The sequence below is a fragment of the Gudongella oleilytica genome, from assembly GCF_004101785.1.
GTDB lineage: Bacteria > Bacillota > Clostridia > Tissierellales > Tissierellaceae > Gudongella > Gudongella oleilytica.
The window spans coordinates 1,487,955-1,508,632 of record NZ_CP035130.1 but is presented as its reverse complement, the minus strand read 5'-3'; the positions used below and the strand labels follow the sequence as shown (position 1 = coordinate 1,508,632).

The window sequence follows — 20,678 nt, the reverse complement described above, 5'->3', positions numbered from 1 at the left end:
GAGGCAGCTATGTCTTATAGGAAACATTTGGATAGAATAAATAAGACAATTGATGAGGGCGGGAGCTTGTCTCATCATTTTGACGAGCTTAGGAATAGTATAGTACCCTGGCGTGAAAGTCTCAGAGTAATACTAATATATATAATTATCGGTGCTACCTGGATTTTGTTTTCAGACAGATTGCTTTCCATTTTCATTGCCGATCCACAGACGTACCAAAGCATGCAGACCATTAAGGGGTGGGTTTATGTCCTACTTTCAGGGTCTGTATTTTATTTTATGATCAGAAATAGGCTCCAGCTTTTCAAGGCTGCAACCGACAGGATATATCAGGGATATCTTGAGCTGGATGAGTCCCATGATCGGCTTAGCAAAGCGGAAACGGAGCTTAGGGAAAGAATCGAACAGCTTGAATATTATCAGAAAGCCTTAAAGGACAGTCAGCTGCAGTATGATCTTTCTGTTGCTGGAGCCAATGATGGTATTTGGACCTGGGATCTCATAACTGGTGTATATAAAACATCTACCCTAATAAAGCCTGAATTTGGATATACTGAATCGGAACAGGCAGATATTGATACAATGGAAAAATGGAGGACCTTTGTCCATCCTGAGGATCTGGTCTTCGGGGTTAAGGTTATTGACAGCTATATAGAAAACGGCGAGGGGATATATGAGAATATATTCAGAGTCCGGGCTAAGGATGGTGCTTACAGATGGATCCTGAGCAGAGGTAAGGCTGTAAGGAATGAGGATGGGAAAGCTGAAAGCTTTGCAGGCTCACATACGGATATCACCCAGCAGCTTCAGCTTCAGGAAAATCTGAAGCTTGAACAAGGCTTGGTAGAAAGCATATCAAGGGAGGCTCCGATTTCTATAATTGTTTGTGATAAAAACGGACTTATTACCAAGTTTAATCAATACTCGGAGAGCATATTCGGATACACTCAAGGGGAGCTCGTTGGGGAAAATGCATTTGACTTCCTTGGCGATGATGTTCAAAAGAGTGAATTGGTTGATATGCTGCCAGGACTTATGAATGGTGAACCTTTGGCGAATGCTGAGCTCAAGGTGATAGCAAAGGACGGTTCAGAAAAAACCATGTTGTTTAGCAACACCTATGTTTGGAAGGATGGCTATATAGAGAGCCTTGTCTTTATAGGTGTTGATATCACAGAGAGAAAAACGATGGAGGAAAAGCTTGAGATACTGGCATATAAAGATATACTGACAGATCTCCCCAATATGACTAAATTCAGAGAAGAACTGTCCTATGCCTTAAAAAACAATAGCAATAAGCAATTTGCCGCCATCTACATTGACATAGATGATTTTAAACTAGTAAACGATACGATGGGGCATCATGCCGGGGATATGCTTATCAGTTTATTTGCAGATGAATTACTGAGATTTGCCAAGCCTGAAGACAGAGTCTACAGATCTGGAGGAGATGAATTTGTTCTCACATTGGGAAGCTTCAGCGACGATGGAGAACTAAGGGAGAGACTTTCTGAACTGATGGACGTTATTAGAAGGCCTTGGGTCTACAACGATCATAAATTCTTGATTTCATCAAGTATAGGGGTTGCAGTTTACCCGGATCATGGAGATACTCTCGAAACTCTGATGCAAAATGCTGATACTGCTTTGTCATATGCCAAGACTGGAGGAAAGAGCAGATATTTGATATATAACGACAATATGAAGGATAAGACATGGTCATTTATTCAACTGACAAGTGATTTGAGAATGGCATTGGAAAGAGATGAATTTTACTTGGTATATCAACCCCAGTATAATTTGGTAGATGGAAGCCTGGTTGGATTTGAAGCGCTCATCAGGTGGATTCATCCTCAAAAGGGTCTGATCTATCCGATGGATTTCATCCCATTTGCGGAGGAGACTGGACTGATAGATAAAATTGAGGACTGGGTGCTTGAAACGACCTTAAGACAGAGCTCAGGGTGGAGGTCAGGTGGATTTGGAGATATCAAGATATCGATTAATATATCTGCGAATACTCTGGGTAAAAGCTCATGGACTAATAAGGTAGATCGACACCTGAGTGAGTGGAACGATTATAGTGGAGTGGTCTTTGAGATCACAGAAACCGCAGTTATAGGTGATATGGAAGAAAGCATTAAGGCACTGAAAACTCTTCATGATATGGGCATCCATATAGCTCTTGATGATTTCGGTACGGGATATTCCTCTCTTACGTATCTACAAATGCTTCCGATAGATATCATAAAGCTTGATAAGTCGTTTGTCTGGTCCTTAGACTTGGACGATAACAAGTCTTTTATCGTCAAGACAGTTATTGACCTGGCTCACAGGCTGGGTATTAAGGTCGTGGCTGAGGGAGTCGAGACAGAAAAGCAGCTTATTTTTCTGAAGGATTCAGGCTGTGACTTAGCACAGGGTTATTATTTCAGTAAACCTCTGGATGCTTCTTCAGTGGATGCTTTACTGAAAGCTGGAGTTAAACAATGAAGAGGCTGAAGGTATCAGTCGGTGTATTTTTGATATTGGCACTCATTTATTTTATGACGATGCATATTTTGATATCAAGTGAAATAGAAAATACCCCGGTTGATAATGCAGATTATGCGATCGTTCTTGGAGCAAGGCTATACGGCGACATGCCTTCACCATCACTTGTTTTAAGATTGGATAAGGCGGTTGAATACCTTCGAGCTAACCCTCACACAATGGTGATCGTGTCCGGAGGGCAGGGGAAGGGTGAATCAATAACTGAGGCTGAGGCTATGAGAAGGTATCTTGAGAAAAAAGGTGTCTTATCTGAGAGGATTATTATTGAGGATAAATCAACCAATACAAAGGAAAATTTGGAGTTCAGCATTGAGAAAGCCAGAAAAAATGGAGCTTCAGAGGAGTCTTCATTCCTGATAATAAGCAGCAAATATCACATTTACAGATCAAAGCTTTTAGCCAAAAGGATTGGCTTCGCAGCAGATGTACTTCCTTCAGAGGTGCCCTCAAGTGTAAAAGCAGCATCCTGGATAAGAGAATACTTTGCGCTGGGAAAGTCAATGGTGTTTGATTGGTAGGAGGTTTGATAGAGAGAATAAACATATATTGATAGTGTAACTGATCAAGGAGTGATTTGAAATGGACGATAAGCTGGAATTAGTAGCCTTGACTGAGGTTGAGAATGAATTTGTGCTTGGTATAGTAACAGCTATTCTGAAGGATAATGGAATTCCATTTATAATTAAGAACAAAGGCTCCGGGGGCTATATGAGAATAGTTACAGGTTCTTCCCCTTATGGTAGCAGCATTATGGTTGAAAAATCAATGCTTGAACGAGCCAGAGAATTAATAACCCCTTTAATTGAGGAATGAATGGCTCATTTTGGTCAATCCTATTTACAACAGCCAGTTAAAGGGTTATAATCAACTTATTATACTGTGATGGAGAATAGTATCTTAGGAAAAGCTACAAGAGAGCCGTGGTTGGTGGAAAACGGCAGCAGGACCTTTGTGAATGGACTCCGGAGTGCTGTCTGAATAAATAGGACAGGGAAGGTCTCGCCTTAAGAGATAAAAGCCGGCAGAAATGCAAAAAGAGTGGCACCGCGGATTACCCTTCGTCTCTTACTTAATAAGACGAAGGGTTTTATATTTTAAAAGGAGTGAGAATCAATGAACAAAAAAATCGTATTTAGTGGAGTTCAACCCTCAGGATCACTGACCATAGGAAATTATATCGGGGCTTTGAAAAATTTCGTCGAGCTTCAGGATGAGTATGAGTGTTATTATTGTATAGTTGATCTTCATGCTGTTACTGTTCCGCAGATCCCAAAGGATTTAAGATCACATTCCCTTGATGTTCTGTCACTATACCTGGCTGTAGGTATTGATCCCCAAAAGTCGACTCTTTTTATCCAGTCACATGTTCCTGCCCATGCAGAGCTTGGCTGGATATTGAACACCATAACCTATATGGGACAGCTTAACAGGATGACTCAGTTCAAGGAGAAATCCAAGAAGTCCGATGAAAACCTAAATGCTGGCTTATTTACCTATCCAGTGCTGATGGCTGCTGATATTCTCCTTTATCAAAGTGACTTCGTTCCTGTAGGAGAGGATCAAAAACAACATCTTGAGCTTGCAAGGGATCTTGCAGAGAGATTCAACAGCAGATATAGCGATACCTTCGTTGTGCCTGAGCCGCTTATAAAGGAATTTGGAGCCAGAATAATGAGCCTTCAGGACCCTGAGTCTAAAATGAGCAAGTCCGACAGGGATGAAAATGCATTTATACTGATGCTTGATAACAAGGATGCCATAAGGAGAAAGATAAGGAGAGCGGTTACTGATTCATTGGGGATAGTTGCTTATAGCGACCAACAGCCAGGCTTGAAGAATCTTCTAAATATCTACTCAGTACTATCTGATAAATCAGTGGATAGTATCGTAGCAAACTATGATGGGAAGGGATATGGAGAATTTAAGGATGACTTGGCGGACGTAGTGATACAGGCTCTGTCTCCTATCCAGGAAAGATATAAGGAGTACAGGCAGGATAAGGCATTTCTTGAAAGCATATACAGAGAGGGAGCTGATAAGGCTGAAGCTTTTGCGGCCAAAACTCTCAGGAAAGTATATAAAAAAATTGGGTTTATCCCACGCATATAATTGAAAAAAATAGTTTCAAATAGAAAAATCCGGCATTTCATTATGAAAACATAAAATGCCGGATTTTTACTTAATTGGGATGTATTTTCCAATGAATAAAATCCATCAACACCTGCAACAATTTTTTTGCAATCCGAAATGAGCTCTAATTTCAACATTAAACAATAAACATAGACATATAATTATTGTCAATCGATATTTATGTAATATGTTGGCACGGTACTTGCTATATATGATGGTGAAAATATGATAAACCAAATCTGAAGAGTCAGGCATGATTTGGTTGTCGCGGCCAGCTGAACACTCAGCAAATATTTCAAAAAAATTTATGGAGGTTGTTGCGAAATGATGGAAAAAACCAGAGAATTTTTAGTAAAAATTGGTTTGCCTGCTGGAGATGCATTTGATCTTCCAACATCTGAGAAAAGATTCCCAGGTGGAGCACATTTTGGAATTGAGGTTCCAACGATCAACACATCAGTAGCTTGTAAATCCTTGATTGAAGAAGCTGAAAGATTAGGGATCCAAATCAACAGAGTTGATGAAACATATGGTGCATTCAGACATACATTTTCTGAGTTGAAAGAATATGCTGCAATATGTAAAGCTCACGGTGCTGGCTTGAACATGTCCATTGGACCTAGAGCTGCTTATGATACATCCGCAACAAGGCTTAGCGAGCAAGGGAGAGTTATTGCTTACAGACTTAGAGGACAAGAACAAGTAGCAAGAGCAATTGAGGATGCAAAGAGAATAGCTGAGGCAGGCATTAGAGGATTATTAGTATATGACGAAGGACTCCTTTGGGTACTTAATGAAGCTAGAAAGATGGGAGAACTTCCAGCTGAAATGAAATTCAAGAACTCAGCTCACAATGGCCAAGGAAATCCAGCAAGCTTTAAGCTGCTTCAGGACTTGGGTGCAGATTCGATCAACCCGGTCAGAGACCTTTCGCTTCCAATGCTGGCAGCTCTTAGACAAACAGTAGACGTTCCATTGGATCTACATACTGACAACCCACCTGGATCAGGTGGATTCATAAGAGTATACGAAGCTCCAGAGATGGTAAGATGCTGTGCACCAGTTTATCTTAAGACAGGTAACTCCTGTGTATCGGGCCATGGCCAGTTGACAACTGCTTCAAATGGAATCGATATGGCAAGACAAGCCCACATAGTTCTTGAGATGGTCAACAGATACTACCCTGAAGCAATCCAATTGAAGGCTGGAGAGGCTGAGCCGCAAATAGCTGACTAACATATTCCCAACCGATTATCTCTCCTGCTTGACCCGGTCTTGCAGGGGAGATAATTATATACGAAAGGAAGAGATTTGATGAGGGAAATAGACGTTCAAAAAATAACAGATGAAATAGAAAGATTATCAATTGAATCCAATTACTACCTTCCTCTTGATGTCAAAAAGGCACTTGAGGATTTTCTTGAGAAAGAGGAGTCGCCTCTGGGAAGGGATACACTTCTGGATATCCTTAAAAACCAGGAGATTGCAAGGACCAACCATGTACCAATATGTCAGGACACAGGCCTGGCAGTTGTATTTTTGGAGCTTGGCCAGGATGTAAGATTGGCAGGAGGCTCCCTTAATGAGGCTATTAATGAGGGAGTAAGGAGAGGATATGAGAAGGGTTATCTTAGAAAATCTGCTGTTGACGATCCCTTCTTTGAGAGAAAGAATACAAAGGATAACACTCCTGCAATAATCCATACAAAGATCGTTCCCGGAGAAAATATAAAGATAATATTCGCACCAAAGGGCGGAGGCAGCGAAAACATGAGCGCATTGGCAATGCTCAAGCCTTCAGATGGTATACAGGGTATTAAAAAATTCGTACTTGATACAGTAGATAAAGCTGGCTCAAATCCTTGTCCTCCAATAATTGTAGGTATAGGTATCGGCGGAACTATAGAAAAGACGACCCTTATTGCAAAGGAAGCCTTGCTTAGAAAAGTTGGTGAGCATCATTCAAATCCTATCGTAGCAAAGCTTGAAGAGGAGCTGCTTGAGGAAATCAATGATTTGGGGATCGGACCTCAGGGGTTTGGAGGGAGAACAACGGCGTTGGCAGTCCACATAGAAACCTTCCCAGCTCATATTGCAAGCATGCCAGTTGCTATAAATATCCAGTGTCATGTTGCCAGACACAAGGAAGCTGTTATTTAATTGTTGGAGGTGAAAGAAATGGCTAAAATTATAAATACTCCATTGACAGACGAGACGGCTAAAACCTTGAGGGCTGGCGACAGGGTCTTACTTAATGGGATCATCTATACGGGAAGAGATGCAGCACATAAAAGACTGGTAGAAATGCTCGACAAAGGTGAAGAGCTTCCAATGGATATAAAGGATCAGACTATTTATTATGTGGGACCATGTCCGGCTAAACCTGGACAAGCTATTGGATCAGCTGGGCCAACCACCAGCGGGAGGATGGACGCATATACTCCTCAGCTTATGGATGCAGGGTTGAAAGGTATGATCGGTAAAGGACTAAGAAGCAAAGCTGTAGTCGACTCCATAATAAAGCATAATGGAGTTTATTTTGCTGCCATTGGAGGAGCAGGGGCGCTGTTGGCCGAGGCAATTAAGGAGGCTGAGGTAATAGCCTTTCCGGATCTGGGTGCTGAAGCTATATATAAGCTTAGGGTAGAGAATTTTCCTGTAACTGTAATTATTGACAGTGAAGGAAATGACCTTTATAAGTCAGGAAAAGAACTATATAAAAAATAGGATGGTGTTGATCATGTCACTAAGAGACGACGCATTGAAGCTACACAAGGACAATAAAGGCAAGCTGAACGTACAGAGCAAGGTTCCGGTTACAGATAAAGCAAGTCTAAGTCTTGCCTATACACCAGGAGTTGCTGAACCATGCAAGGAGATACATAAAAATATAGATGACGTATACGAATATACATCAAAAGGGAACATGGTAGCGGTAGTATCAGATGGAACTGCAGTTTTGGGACTGGGCGATATAGGTCCCTACGCAGCTCTACCAGTCATGGAAGGCAAGGCTGTTCTATTCAAGGAGTTTGGTGGTGTGGATGCCTTTCCAATTTGTGTGAATACTAAGGATCCGGACGAGATCGTTAACCTTGTGTGCATGATCGAGCCAGCCTTTGGAGGAATAAATCTCGAGGATATTTCTGCACCAAGATGCTTTGAGATAGAAAATAAACTGAAGGAAAAACTGAATATACCCATATTTCACGACGATCAGCATGGTACAGCTATTATAGTTCTCGCCGGACTTAAGAATGCCTTAAGATTAACAGGTAAGAAGATGGAGGACCTTGTAGTAGTAATAAACGGAGTTGGAGCAGCAGGAGTCGCCATAGCCAAGATAATTCTTAACATAGGCGTAAAAGATATGCTCCTCGTAGACAGCAAGGGGATAATCTATAAGGGAAGAAAAGACGGGATGAATTGGGCCAAGGAAGAAATGGCAGAAGTTACCAATAAGGATTTAAGGACTGGCGGTTTAGCTGAGGCAATGAAGGATGCCGATGTTTTCATAGGGGTATCTCAGGCTAATATTGTTACTGAAGAAATGGTGAAGACTATGAATAAGGATGCGATAATATTCGCGATGGCGAATCCGGTTCCTGAGATAGACCCTGATCTGGCGAAAAAAGCCGGTGCGAGAGTAGTTGGAACTGGACGATCTGATTATCCAAATCAGATAAACAATGTCCTAGCATTTCCGGGAGTATTCAGAGGGACTTTCGACGTTAGAGCAAAAGAGATCAACGAGGCTATGAAGATAGCGGCAGCTAACGCTCTGGCAGAGCTTATTGCGGATGATGAGCTAAAGGAAGATTATATAATCCCTAATCCCTTTGATAAGCGTGTAAGACCTGCAATCGCAGAGGCAGTAGCCAAAGCTGCAAGAGAGACCGGAGCAGCAAGGATCTAATCCAAATAATTAGAAAGGAGTTGTCCGATATGGAACAACCCATATTATATGATCTTAGTACACTTAATGATTTTTGCATAGAAGTACTGACAAAAGCGGGTGTGAAGCTGGAGGAAGCAGAGATAATAAGTGAGACTCTACTTTTTGCTGAGCTTAGAAATATCAAATCTCATGGGATAGTAAGACTACCTACCTATGTCAAAAGGCTAGAGAACGCAGCGGTGAATCAGAATGCTGAGATGAGATTTCTTGAGAATAAGGCTGCAGCTGTTTCAGTACTGGATGCCGACAATGGCATGGGGCAGGTGGCCGGCTATAAGGCCATGAAAGCAGCTATAGATATTGCGAGGATATATGGAATAGGCTTGGTTGCAGTTAAGAATAGCAATCACTTTGGAGTTGCCTCATATTTTTCAATGCTGGCATCTAAGGATGATATGATCGGACTTGTAATGACCAATGCTTCGCCAGCAATTGCACCCTTTGGTACAAAGACTCCGTTATTGGGAACCAATCCTCTTACAGTTGCAGTCCCAGCTAAAAAAGGGAAGCCAATCGTTCTGGATATGTCAATGTCTACAGTAGCCAGGGGCAAAATAAGAATGGCAGCACTTCAAAATAAGGAGATGCCTCTTGACTGGGGATTGGACAAGGATGGCAATCCTACATCTGACCCATCAGAAGCACTATTGGGCAGTCTTGTACCAATAGGAGGAGTAAAAGGATCGGGGCTCTCTTTGATAATAGATCTGCTGACAGGAGCATTAACAGGTACCTCTTCCCTTGGAGAGGTCAAGAATATCACAGATATGAGTGGGCCATCCAAGACAAGCCATCTTTTCATCGCGATAAATATTGGCGCTTTCATGGATATAGATGAGTATAAGGAAAGAGTGGATGATGCCATATCAAAGATAAAGTCTCTTCCTCCCAAAGGAGATAATGAAATATTCATGGCAGGGGAGATAGAGCAAAATCTTATGGAAAAAAGACTGGCTGAGGGGATACCGGTGGATATTGAGGTAGTAGCTGAGCTAAACAAGCTTGCTCTGGATTATGATGCAGCGAGGCTTTAGTTATTTCAAAATAAAACGGTTTATTATCACATTAAATCAATAAACATTTCAAATTGAAACCCGACGATGATAGAGGCCTGATAGATATTTAACTAATCTGAAAATTTCAAAATCGCCGGGTTTTACTCAAATGCATTTAGTTGGCATTAGACTTGCATATATTATAATACAGAAATCGATAAATACTTCAAGGAGGTGTCTTTTGTGAAATATGAAATATCCAAAGGTTCAATGGACAAGGCCGATAAGGTTTATTTCCAGAACATGACCGGTAAACAGGTCAAAGAAAGACTTAAGGAAAACGATATTATAATCATCCCGATAGGCAGTACTGAAGCTCACGGAGATGGTCAGTGCTTTGGTGAGGATACCTTTCTGGTAACAAGAATGGCTGAAACTGTCGCTAAAGTAACAGGATGCACAGTCTCCCAACCGATTTGGTTTGGATCCCATCCATGGGCACATATGGGTATGCCTGGAACTATTGTGATCCCTGAAGAAACCTTTACAAACTACCTAAGATGTATTTTTGCAGGCTTTTGGAATGCCGGCTTCAGAAAAATGATATTGCTGAACGGACATGGACAGGAATATGTAATTCCTAATGCAATACATCAATTCGGAAAAATATGGCAAGTGCCTGCTATTATTATGTTTGTAAACTGGCCGACTGTAATTCCAAACTATCTAAAGGATAAAGCCCATGGAGGTCCATTTGAAACCCCATTTGCACATGCAGACGAGGTTGAGGCGTCATACTCCTTAGCTCTTTTTCCGGAGATGAACAGTAAGGCAGATATGGTTGATTCCAATCCGGTAAGCAAATGGCCAAAAGGGTGGATCGACAAGGGTGGAGACGTTTATCAGTCACCTATCCCGGGACATGCACAAATAGGTGCAGGAGGCCTTGAGGTCAAGGTATATCCAGAGGCCGTCATTGGCAAGCCATCCTTAGCTGATGCCAAAAAGGCTGAAGAAGGTCTGGAGGTATTATTTGACTTTATGGTCGCTCTTCACGACGAGATAAGAAGACAGTATCCCGTCGGAAAGCTTCCTCCGATAGAAACAGCATCTGAAAAGCCACGTGAACTGATTGAGGAAGTCATAAAGGGACCTTTGAACGGCGGGAGAAGCATTTACGCTATTCATCATCCAGTTTAGAAGATAGGTCATAGTAGAAGGAGGTTATGATATGGCAGAGATCAACAAAGAATTTTGGCAAGTCGTATTAGATAGACGAAGTATAAGAAAATACACGAATGAGCAAGTTTCTGAGGAAGACATCAGACTTATCATGGAAAGTGCAAGACAAGCTCCATCTGGCGAGAATGCTCAACCCTGGAGATTTATAATAGTCAAGGATCAAGCTAGCAAGGATTTTCTTTCAATTGTCGGCAAGGGAGGCAGCGGTAGAAGATTTACCGGAGAGTACCTCAGTAAGCATATGCAGACCAGGTTTGAGACTCTTGAGGATGAAGATAAGAAAAGAGCAGCCTTTAAAAAGCTGACCTCTGGAAGTGTTTCAGCTTTTGTAAATCAGGCAGCTATCGATATACTTGTCCTGGGGAAAAAGGAAGTGTGGGATGCTCCGTTTGATACCTCTGCAGCTATCGAGAATATTCTTTTGACTGCTGCAAGCCTCGGGCTTGGAGCATGCTGGCTGGTGGCTCCTTGCATAGATATTAGAGATGAGTTGAAGATGAAGGAATACTTCAAGGTTCCCGAGGATTACAAGCTATATGCTATCATTGCAGTAGGCGTCCCGGGAGAGACGAAAAATCCAAGGCCGAGACTTCCTTTGAATGAGCTCGTTTTCAAGGAGACATTCGGCGAGGCATATTACGAGGAATAATCATAGAAGAGGAGGTCGGAAAAATGAGTGATATAGGGAAATTGAAGGATCAACTTCTTTACGAGGTTCAAAAAGCCTTCTATGATGAGAGGGGCAAGGGAGCAAGATATCGTTTGACCTTAGTCGGCGTTGAATATATTATGTCTGAACTTGGTGATAAAGCATATGATAAGACAGTTCTCATTCAGTGGATGAAGGAGAAGGGATTCTTTGAGGATATAGAGTACACTGAGGATGAGTTTGTTTTTATGGCGAAGGTCAAGAACTGTTCTCTAATGGGTATCAGGGAAGGCTTTAACAGCAAGGGTATGCAGCCATTAAGCTGCCCGATCGGAAATATGATAATGAATGCCCTTGAGCATGAAAATGGGTTTGCTCCAGAGCTTATGCCTATAGATATGGGAGCCGGCTATTGTGGTCTTAGCTGTGCTAAGGCAGGTACTTCTGACGTAGTAGGAGATTAGGTATATATTTCATTTATATACAAAAAAAGTAAGGGGGAATGAAATCAGGGAAGTCGGGTTTTAAAGAGGAAGGCAGAAAAATCCAAATTAGGAGGTATAGGAATGAAAAAGTTTAGGCTGATGTACTTAATGCTTGCGATGCTAATGGTCTTGTCGGTTGCACTCGCAGGGTGTGCTCAGAAACCAGCGCCAGCTCCAGAGCCAGCACCCGCAGAGGAGCCTGCGGAGCCTGCAGAACCAGCGGTAGATCCTGCAGTTGCAAATTATCCGGAGAGACCAATCAATGCAACTGTTGGTTTTGGGGCTGGTGGACCTACTGACGTAATTGCAAGAGGAATTGTTCCAATATTGCAGGAAAAGGTTGGAGTAGGTATTGCAATCACCAATACACCAGGTGCTGCTAGTGCTACTGCCGCTTCATTTGTACTTAATGCAAAGGCTGACGGGTACACTTTATTCTTCGGATCAGAGATCATGTCAGTATGGCAAACGATGGGTACAATGGATATGAATCCAATTAGAGACTTCATCCCAATAAAGCTTGTTGCTGAAGCTACTCCGGTCATGGCAGTGCCTCCGGATTCACCCTTCAATAGTGCTGAAGAAGTGATCCAATATGCTATAGATAACCCTGGAGAATTGACTATTGGTACTGCTGGACCAGGAACTGTTCCTCATATAAGCGGTCTGCTTCTTGAACAATACCTGGGAGCTAAGTTTACTTTTGTTCCTTTCCTTGGTGGAGGACCAGCAATCACTGCAGTTATGGGAAGCCAGGTTGATGCAACGATAGAAATGGTTCAATCCATGGTTGAGGCGCATAAAGCCGGAAATCTCAAGATACTTGCAGCCTTTACAAATGACCCGATTCCAGGGCTTGATGACATCCCAACTATAGGCAAGCTTTATCCGGAAATGGCTCCATTCGTACCATATGGACCATACTTTGGTTTATTCGCAGCAAAGGGCACACCTAAGGAGATCACAGACTTCCTGCAAGCAAAAATGGAAGAGGCAATGGCTGATCCCAGATGGATTGAATACACTGACAAGCTATTCCTAACAAGGATAGATTATAGCGGTGAAGAAGCTATTGAATACCTGACAAATTGGACCTCCAAAGCAGCCTGGTTGCTGTATGACACAGGAGCTGCCCCAAATTCACCTGAGGATTTCGGTATCGAAAGACTAGATTAGCTTGTATCTATGACAGCCTTTTGAGGAGTCAAAGGGCTGTCATAACTTGATTCATAATACCTGCCTCAAGCTTTCTGTTACCAAGTATATGATTTCATGCCGATTTTCATTTAGAACTATGTATAACATATTGAGGGGGTGCGAAGCATAGTGAAGAGATTCAAACCTATAGATTTAGTAATTTATGCAATAGTTGGGGGCATAGTAGCAATAGTCCTGACAAGCATAAGCAGTTGGGTGAATAAAGACGGGATGAAGCTATTTGAAACGACATCTCCCCTTGTTTTTCCTTTCCTTATAGGGGTAGCTCTATTTATATTCCTTATCCTGACTATAATAAGTGATTTTAGGAATTCTTCAAAAGAAAAAGAAGATGGAGAAGATAAAAATGACCTTGGGCATGACGTGCTAATGGCAGCAGTCTATGCAATTGGTGTTTTGATATATGCATTTATTGTACCTAGCCTTGGATTTATTGTCGGTACCATAATATTTTTGGCAATAATCATGATTTTGATGAATTACGAGGAAGCTAATATTGGGAAAAGAGCGATCAGAGCTATCGCGGTATCTGCTGTTACTGTTCCGATATTGCACTTCGTATTTTATCAGGTATTCAATGTTATGCTGCCATAGAAAGGGGGGTTCCATATAGTGGTTGAATTTGAATTGATCTACATATTGTATATTTTCGTAGGTGCAGTAATTGGTCTTATCATGGGAGCCTTGCCAGGCCTTACTGTTACCATGACGATCGTTCTGGTTGTATCTTTGACATTTGGATGGGAGATGATTCCCGCATTGGCTTTTATCATAGGAGCCTTCGCGGGAGGAGTAATTGGAGGTTCAATATCGGCAATAGCTCTTAACATTCCAGGGACAGCGGCAGCAGTATCCACTGTATTTGACGGATATCCTCTCAAGCTAAGGGGAGAAGCCAACAATGCCCTGGGGATTTCTTTGTTTGTAAGCTTGGTTGGAGGAATATTCGGTCTCATAATCCTAACCTTCGTAGGACCTCTGTTAGGAGAGATAGCGCTTAAATTTGGACCTCAGGAGTACTTTCTCATAACAATGTGGGGGATAACACTTGTGGCAGTGCTTAGTCAGGGGCGAATGACAAAGGGCCTCGTAGCAGCATTTCTTGGGGTGTTCGTAGGAATGATAGGAATGGATCCTATAACTGGTCTTATGAGATTTACCTTTGGTACGAGATTGCTTAGCGGTGGAGTCAATTACATCGCTGCGATGATTGGTCTTTTTGGTATGAAGGAAGTATTTGTTCAGCTTAAGAAATCCAAGACACTAAACATCGACGAAACCTACAGCATAAGAGATCTATTCCCCAAGTTTAAGATAATAAAGACACTGATACCAACTATGACATGGTCAGCTGTTATAGGCTGGGTAATTGGTCTTTTGCCTGGAACGGGTGGAGACATAGGATCGCTTGTTGCGTATGGGGCGACCAAAAGCATAGTCAAAAATCCCAGCAGACCCTTTGGTCAGGGTGCATATGAAGGAATAGCTGCTCCCGAGACAGCAAACGATGCAGCTATAGGTGGAGCGCTTACAACCATGCTTACCTTGGGTATACCTGGAGATTCAGTTACTGCGGTCATCATTGGAGCTTTCTATATGCATGGCCTGCTTCCGGGACCAACCTTCATGCTGACGAACAAACACTATTTTTACTATATTATTATTTTTCTGGCTATAGGAACAGTAATGTCCTACTTTATCGGGATATTTGGCTCAAATTTAATGCTGAAGCTCTTAAAATTTCCTAAATGGGCTATAGTTCCTGTTATTTCCCTGCTTTGTATAATAGGCTCTTATGCACTGAACAATAATATGAACGATGTTATAATAATGGTATTTTTCGGTTTTGTTGGATATCTCCTAGAACGAAGCAATTATCCTGTATCGCCGATCGTTCTTGGTATAATACTTGGTCCAATGATTGAAACCAACTTCAGACAAGCTCTCATTAGCTCTAAGGGTTTTGTTCCGTTGATGACATCATTTGTTACAAGGCCTTTGGCTTTGATCATCCTTGTACTGATAATAGGTTCCTTCATTCTTCAGAGCTTCACAATGAAGTCTGCAGTGAAGCCTGAGGGAAAGTAAATAGCAGAGAGGGGATATTTATGGGAAACATCTTAAGAGTAAATATGACAACAATGGAGGCAGTTTCCAATCAGGAAGAGAAATACGACTTTCTGGGTGGAAGAGCCTTATCATCAAAGATAGTTCACGATGAGGTGCAGGCAAACTGTGAACCGTTGGGTAAAAAGAATAAGCTGGTATTTGCCACCGGAGTTTTGTCAGGCACCATAGCTTCAAGTGCAAGCCGAATATCAGTAGGTGCTAAAAGCCCGCTTACCAAGGGCATCAAAGAGGCTAATTGTGGCGGGGTCGCAGGAGCAAGAATATCGAAGTGCGGGTACCAGGCAATCGTAATCGAGGGCAAAGCCTCCTCAGGAACCTGGGTTCTTATAATAGATAAGGATGGAGCAAGACTTGAGGAGTGGAGCGAGTTGAAATCCAAGGGGACATATGAGACAGTTTCCAGACTCTATAAGAAGTTTGGAGGCAAAGTAGGGATACTTTGTGTAGGGCCTGCAGGGGAACGAGGTCTTAGAGGAGCCTGCGTGGCATCCACTGATCCTCATGGGGAGCTCAAGTTTGCTGCAAGGGGAGGTCTGGGAGCAGTTATGGGATCCAAGGGTCTTAAGGCGATAGTAGTCGATGACTCTGAATGTGATCATATCCAATATAAGGATAAGGAGCGGTTCCTCGAGATAGCCAGGGATTTCAATAAAAAGCTTGCAGGAGACCCTAAAACCAAGGACGTTTACCATAATTATGGTACTACAGGAATCGTAAAGGCAGTAAATGGGATGGGAGCTCTGCCGACGAACAGCTTCAGATATGGGTCCAGCGAGCATGTCGAGAATCTATGCGGTGAAAAGATGAATGAGCTTATCAGAACACGTGGTGGGGAGGGTAAGCTTGCAATCTCATGTATGGATATCTGTGCAATAAGATGCAGCACAGTCTTTCCTGATGAAAATGGAAAGAAGATCGTATCTACCATGCAGTATGAGAATATAGCATTATTGGGCTCAAATCTTGGCATGGACAACCTGGATGCTGTAGCCAGATTAAATTATGAAATAAACGATCTTGGACTCGACACGATCGAGACGGGATGTGCCATAGGCGTAGCTCTTGATCAGGGCTATGGGAGATTTGGAAGCGAAGCGGATTGTATGGCACTTATCAAGGAGATCTGGAGAGATACCCCAATGGGAAGGATGCTGGGGAATGGTGCTCAAATAACCGGAGAAGTGCTTGGAAGTGATAGAATACCAACAGGGAAAGGCCAGGGTTTTGCAGGGTACGATCCCAGAGCACTTAAAGGGAATGGAGTTACTTACTCAATGTCTACGATGGGCGGCGATCACACTGCAGGAAACTGCTTCGGTTCAAGAGGTACAGTCGACCCACTTGGAACAGAAAAGCAGGGTGAACTGTCAAAACAGCTTCAAATACAGATTGGAACTTTGGATTGCATAGGATTATGCATGTTTGCAAGAGGTCCATTGTTCGCAGAACCTCAGTTATTAGCAGAGATAGTAAATACAAAATGCGGAAGCAGTTATGATAAGGATACAATTTGGAATCTTGCTGTCAACACCCTAAAACTTGAAAGGGACTTCAATATAAATGCAGGCCTGAGTCCTGCATACGACAAGCTGCCGGAATACCTTTATGAAGAACCTCTAAGTCCCACAAATGCGGTGTTTGACCTCTCTGAGGAAGAAATGAAAAAGGCATTGATATAGGTGCAACGGAATGGTCAGGATAAGGATGCATCTATCATTTATTGACAGGACAGGAAGTCATGAATTTGAAGTTCCTCCGGGTGTAGTAGATACTCTGCCTGAGTTCCTCGATATTCATGGCATTAGGTCTGATGAGATTGGAATGGCGATTGCCGATGGAAGATGGAAAGTACCTCGAGATATTGTCATCGATGAATACTCCGTGATTGAAGTATTCCCCCACCTTGAAGGTGGTTGAATAAAGAACATACAGCGTGAAAGGAGACAGGCAAATGGATAAATCAAAGGTTATAGTTAGAGAGGCTGATATAGCAGGAGAACTTAAAACGCCATACCCAAGAGTGTCTAAGATATTGATAAGCGAGCATACAGTTGGTGCTACTAAAATATCAATGGGAACAAATGTAACTGAGCCGGGAAGCAGGATCCCATTACACAGACATACAGACTCGGAGGAAGCGATGTTTGTAATCGAGGGTACAGGTAAGTTGATCGTTGGTGATGAAGAGTACGACCTTTATCCGGGTACTGCAATTTTCTCCCCATTGGGAGTAGACCATACCATTATAAATACTGGAGATACACAATTTAAAATAGTCTGGGCTTATGGTCCTCCACTGGAGGCACACCTTAAGAAAGAAGATTAAGGACGAAGCTTCATTTTCATCCCCCACAGCAGGTCTGCCAATACGGAGGCCTGCTTTCTTTGTTGTATTAGCATGATAAATTCAGGTGTCAATCATTGCTGAAATGAAGTATAATATATGGTAAGAGTCAAGACAAAGCAAGGGGTTGATGGCAGTATGAATGGCAGCATAGTGATAATTTCACCCGATGAGAAGTTTACGGAATATGCGCAACAGGTCATAGATGATCTTGGAGAAGACATTGAGGTTTTTGAAGGCTCCTACAGTGAAGGACTCGGCAAGGCAAGAAAGGCTGTCGAAGGTGGAGCCAGCGTAATAATAAGCAGAGGCGGTACAGGCAACCTCATAAAAAAGAACATCGATATTCCTGTCGTGAATATAGATTTTAGCAGCTACGATGTTATTGAGTCCATAGGCAAGGCAGTTCAACATTCAAACAGAATAGGCATTGTAGGCTTTGAGGATCTATCCAAGGCATATATAAGAGTCAGCGAGATTTTGGAGAAAACCTTCTCAGCGAAAATTGATATCATAACAATTAAATCTGTGAGGGAGATAGATAAAGCCATAACTGAGCTGTATCATAACGGCTCAAGGGTATTTATCGGAGGTCACACAGTAATGGAGGCTATTTATAGCCGCCGTATGAATGGCGTTCTAATTGAGACTGGCAAGGAAGCAATAGCAGAAACCATACGACATGCAAAGAGGCTGCTGGAGGTCCAACAGATAGAAAAGGAGAAGGCAGCTATTCTGAAGTCTATAATCGACTTTGCCTATGATGGTATATTAGGAATCGACAAAGATGGTATGATAACTGTATTTAATCCAGTTGTTCAGAAGATAACAGGGATCAGATATGAGAACGCGATTTCGAAGAATGTCGAGGAAGTAGTGGAAAACACGAGGATGCTTGAAGTATTGCGAACTGGAGAAGCAGAGCTTGGAGAAATTCAAAAAATTGGTGATATCTCCATATTGACCAACAGGGTCCCAATTATAGTAGATGATAAGATAGTAGGTGTGGTAGCAACTTTCCAGGAAATTGAAAAGATCCAGAAGATGGAGACTCAGATAAGAGCCAAGCTTCATGCAAAGGGGCATGTAGCAAAGACAAAATTCCAGAATATAATTGGTAAAAGTGATGCAATAGCTCATGTTAAGGAGAAGGCCAGGTTATATGCAAAGGTTGACAGCACTGTCCTTATACAGGGAGAAACAGGAACCGGTAAGGAATTATTTGCTCAAAGCATACATAATGCAAGTCTGAGGATCGATAAGCCCTTTGTAGCAGTAAATTGTGCGGCTCTTCCTGAGAGTCTTCTTGAAAGTGAGCTTTTTGGTTATGTTGAGGGAGCATTTACAGGTGCGAGAAAAGGCGGAAAAACGGGCTTGTTTGAGCTCGCCCATGGAGGAACCATATTCCTTGACGAGATAAGTGAGATGTCACCAAACCTACAGGCAAGATTTCTTAGAGTGATCCAGGAAAAAGAAGTCGTCAGGATAGGAGATGACAGGATCATCCCGGTGGATGTCAGGATAATTGCTGCAACTAACAGAGATTTATTTAAGCTCGTCGAGGATGGGGGATTCAGAGAGGACTTATTTTACAGACTAAGTGTCCTTAGATTGTCGATACCTCCATTGAAGGAAAGAAAGGAAGACATCTCTGATCTTGCAAGCTTTTTCGTCAGAGAGAAAAGCAGATATCTTAATCAGCGGGTAGAAGGTATTGCAGTTGAAGCCTTGGCAAAGCTGATAGTCTACGATTGGCCTGGGAATGTGAGACAGTTGGAGAACTTTATTGAAAGATGCGTTGTATTGGCTGGTGATAAAAAAATGATAGACTCCTCCATTGCTGATGAGGCAAGCCAGGGGATGCTTGAGTTTGGGAGAGTAAGATCGGAGAAACCTGAAGGAAGCAATTTGCCAAATGATAAGGGAGTGCTTCATCAGATAGAGAATGATACAATTCTAAAAGTATTGGAGGAAACTGGAGGAAACAGGTCACTTGCTGCAGAAAGACTTGGGATCAGCGTAACGACATTGTGGCGGAAGCTCAAGTCAATAGAGGAGGCAAATCTTAAAAAGAAGTGATTTTATTTGACAAAATATTTATCATTGGATAATATCGTACTATGTAAAATTATTAACAATCCCAGAAGGAGCCAATATGACACTGCCTAATGTGATCACCTTATTTAGAATACTGCTAATCCCGATATACCTGCTCATATTTTACTCTGGAACGGAGAATAGGATACTATTTTCAGGACTTGTATTTATACTAGCAGGGATATCGGATGTTGCAGATGGGTTCATTGCACGACGTTATAATCTTGAGAGTAAGCTCGGAGCATTGATGGATCCCTTTGCTGACAAGCTGATGAGCTTTGCTGTACTTTTCACTTTCACCTCTGTAGGATTGATTCCGGTATGGGTTCTGATACCGATGCTCATAAAGGAAATTGTGATGATCCTTGGAGGAGGACTTTTATACTTGAAGCATAAAGGATCTGTGATCCCTTCCAATAAATTTGGAAAGGTAGCAACGTTTTCATTATATGCTTCAATATTATCGATAATAACCAAGGTATCCTTTAATGTTTCCTTATTACTTCTTACATTGACCTTGGCTCTTAATATCCTGGCTTTCATTAATTACATGAAGATTTTTAGAAGACTTGTGGATGATAAAAAAGGCGAGATTGACAAATAGTCTCCTGTATTTTATAATTAGGACAATTATATCAATGGCTTTGAAAAAGAGGAGTAATCAGATTCCCTAATAGAGAGCAGGCTTGCTGGTGGAAGAGCCGCAGTAGGAATATGATGAAGGTCGCTTTTGAGCTGGCAGACTGATTAATCTAAGTCTGCACGGGGAACCGTTATTTCATATAAGTGCCTCAGCTTTAGCTGTGGAATTAAGGTGGTACCGCGAACCCTTCGTCCTTACACGGATGAGGGTTTTTTATTTTTACGAGGAGGGGAA

At 42.1% G+C, this 20,678-nt stretch carries 20 protein-coding genes and 2 other annotated features; all 20 genes read left to right on the top strand.

The annotated features are described in order from the left end of the window. Positions 1-9 precede the first annotated feature (9 nt). Complete coding sequence (locus tag EC328_RS07225; protein WP_128426148.1) at positions 10-2,493, top strand: sensor domain-containing protein; 2,484 nt, start codon at positions 10-12, stop codon at positions 2,491-2,493. After that, positions 2,490-3,071: a YdcF family protein gene (locus EC328_RS07220; RefSeq protein ID WP_128426147.1), complete on the top strand. Its 582-nt coding sequence runs from the start codon at positions 2,490-2,492 to the stop codon at positions 3,069-3,071. Before EC328_RS07225 ends, EC328_RS07220 begins: the two co-directional genes overlap by 4 nt. Positions 3,072-3,132: 61 nt before the next feature. Then, positions 3,133-3,366: a putative signal transducing protein gene (locus EC328_RS07215; RefSeq protein WP_128426146.1), complete on the top strand. Its 234-nt coding sequence runs from the start codon at positions 3,133-3,135 to the stop codon at positions 3,364-3,366. A gap of 57 nt (positions 3,367-3,423) precedes the next feature. Further along, positions 3,424-3,622: a binding site (T-box leader), on the top strand. Between the two features lie 44 nt (positions 3,623-3,666). Further along, positions 3,667-4,662: a tryptophan--tRNA ligase gene (trpS, locus tag EC328_RS07210; RefSeq protein ID WP_128426145.1), complete on the top strand. Its 996-nt coding sequence runs from the start codon at positions 3,667-3,669 to the stop codon at positions 4,660-4,662. 345 nt (positions 4,663-5,007) lie between these two features. Continuing rightward, positions 5,008-5,919: a hypothetical protein gene (locus tag EC328_RS07205; RefSeq protein WP_206363829.1), complete on the top strand. Its 912-nt coding sequence runs from the start codon at positions 5,008-5,010 to the stop codon at positions 5,917-5,919. Positions 5,920-5,997: 78 nt separating this feature from the next. Continuing rightward, positions 5,998-6,843 (top strand): fumarate hydratase, encoded by an 846-nt coding sequence (locus EC328_RS07200; RefSeq protein ID WP_128426144.1) that lies wholly within the window; start codon positions 5,998-6,000, stop codon positions 6,841-6,843. 18 nt (positions 6,844-6,861) lie between these two features. Next, positions 6,862-7,410, top strand: a complete 549-nt coding sequence (locus tag EC328_RS07195) for a Fe-S-containing hydro-lyase (protein ID WP_128426143.1) — start codon at positions 6,862-6,864, stop codon at positions 7,408-7,410. Positions 7,411-7,423: 13 nt separating this feature from the next. Continuing rightward, positions 7,424-8,599 (top strand): NAD(P)-dependent malic enzyme, encoded by a 1,176-nt coding sequence (locus EC328_RS07190; protein ID WP_128426142.1) that lies wholly within the window; start codon positions 7,424-7,426, stop codon positions 8,597-8,599. Between the two features lie 29 nt (positions 8,600-8,628). Continuing rightward, positions 8,629-9,675 carry an Ldh family oxidoreductase gene (locus EC328_RS07185; RefSeq protein WP_128426141.1) on the top strand — a complete coding sequence of 349 codons (1,047 nt, stop codon included), beginning with the start codon at positions 8,629-8,631 and terminating at the stop codon, positions 9,673-9,675. Positions 9,676-9,879: 204 nt separating this feature from the next. After that, positions 9,880-10,836, top strand: coding sequence for a 3-dehydro-scyllo-inosose hydrolase (gene iolN, locus EC328_RS07180; protein ID WP_206363828.1), 957 nt, complete (start codon positions 9,880-9,882; stop codon positions 10,834-10,836). Positions 10,837-10,867: 31 nt separating this feature from the next. Then, positions 10,868-11,527: a nitroreductase family protein gene (locus EC328_RS07175; RefSeq protein ID WP_128426140.1), complete on the top strand. Its 660-nt coding sequence runs from the start codon at positions 10,868-10,870 to the stop codon at positions 11,525-11,527. A gap of 23 nt (positions 11,528-11,550) precedes the next feature. Beyond that, a complete protein-coding gene (locus EC328_RS07170) occupies positions 11,551-11,991 on the top strand; it encodes a hypothetical protein (protein WP_128426139.1) in 441 nt (146 codons plus the stop codon). A gap of 102 nt (positions 11,992-12,093) precedes the next feature. Next, positions 12,094-13,188, top strand: a complete 1,095-nt coding sequence (locus EC328_RS07165) for a Bug family tripartite tricarboxylate transporter substrate binding protein (RefSeq protein ID WP_128426138.1) — start codon at positions 12,094-12,096, stop codon at positions 13,186-13,188. Positions 13,189-13,338: 150 nt separating this feature from the next. Next, entirely contained in the window at positions 13,339-13,824 is a 486-nt protein-coding gene (locus EC328_RS07160; protein WP_164906056.1) for a tripartite tricarboxylate transporter TctB family protein, read from the top strand. Positions 13,825-13,842: 18 nt separating this feature from the next. Further along, complete coding sequence (locus EC328_RS07155) at positions 13,843-15,318, top strand: tripartite tricarboxylate transporter permease (protein WP_128426136.1); 1,476 nt, start codon at positions 13,843-13,845, stop codon at positions 15,316-15,318. A 20-nt stretch (positions 15,319-15,338) separates the two neighbouring features. Then, the gene (locus tag EC328_RS07150) at positions 15,339-17,039 is read left to right on the top strand and encodes an aldehyde ferredoxin oxidoreductase C-terminal domain-containing protein (protein ID WP_128426135.1); all 1,701 of its coding nucleotides are present in this window, start codon (positions 15,339-15,341) and stop codon (positions 17,037-17,039) included. A 10-nt stretch (positions 17,040-17,049) separates the two neighbouring features. Then, complete coding sequence (locus EC328_RS07145; protein WP_128426134.1) at positions 17,050-17,277, top strand: hypothetical protein; 228 nt, start codon at positions 17,050-17,052, stop codon at positions 17,275-17,277. 34 nt (positions 17,278-17,311) lie between these two features. Then, positions 17,312-17,686: a cupin domain-containing protein gene (locus EC328_RS07140; RefSeq protein ID WP_128426133.1), complete on the top strand. Its 375-nt coding sequence runs from the start codon at positions 17,312-17,314 to the stop codon at positions 17,684-17,686. 117 nt (positions 17,687-17,803) lie between these two features. Beyond that, positions 17,804-19,783 (top strand): sigma 54-interacting transcriptional regulator, encoded by a 1,980-nt coding sequence (locus tag EC328_RS07135; RefSeq protein ID WP_128426132.1) that lies wholly within the window; start codon positions 17,804-17,806, stop codon positions 19,781-19,783. Between the two features lie 76 nt (positions 19,784-19,859). After that, a complete protein-coding gene (locus tag EC328_RS07130; RefSeq protein WP_128426131.1) occupies positions 19,860-20,405 on the top strand; it encodes a CDP-alcohol phosphatidyltransferase family protein in 546 nt (181 codons plus the stop codon). 31 nt (positions 20,406-20,436) lie between these two features. Then, positions 20,437-20,643, top strand: a binding site (T-box leader). Positions 20,644-20,678 lie beyond the last annotated feature (35 nt).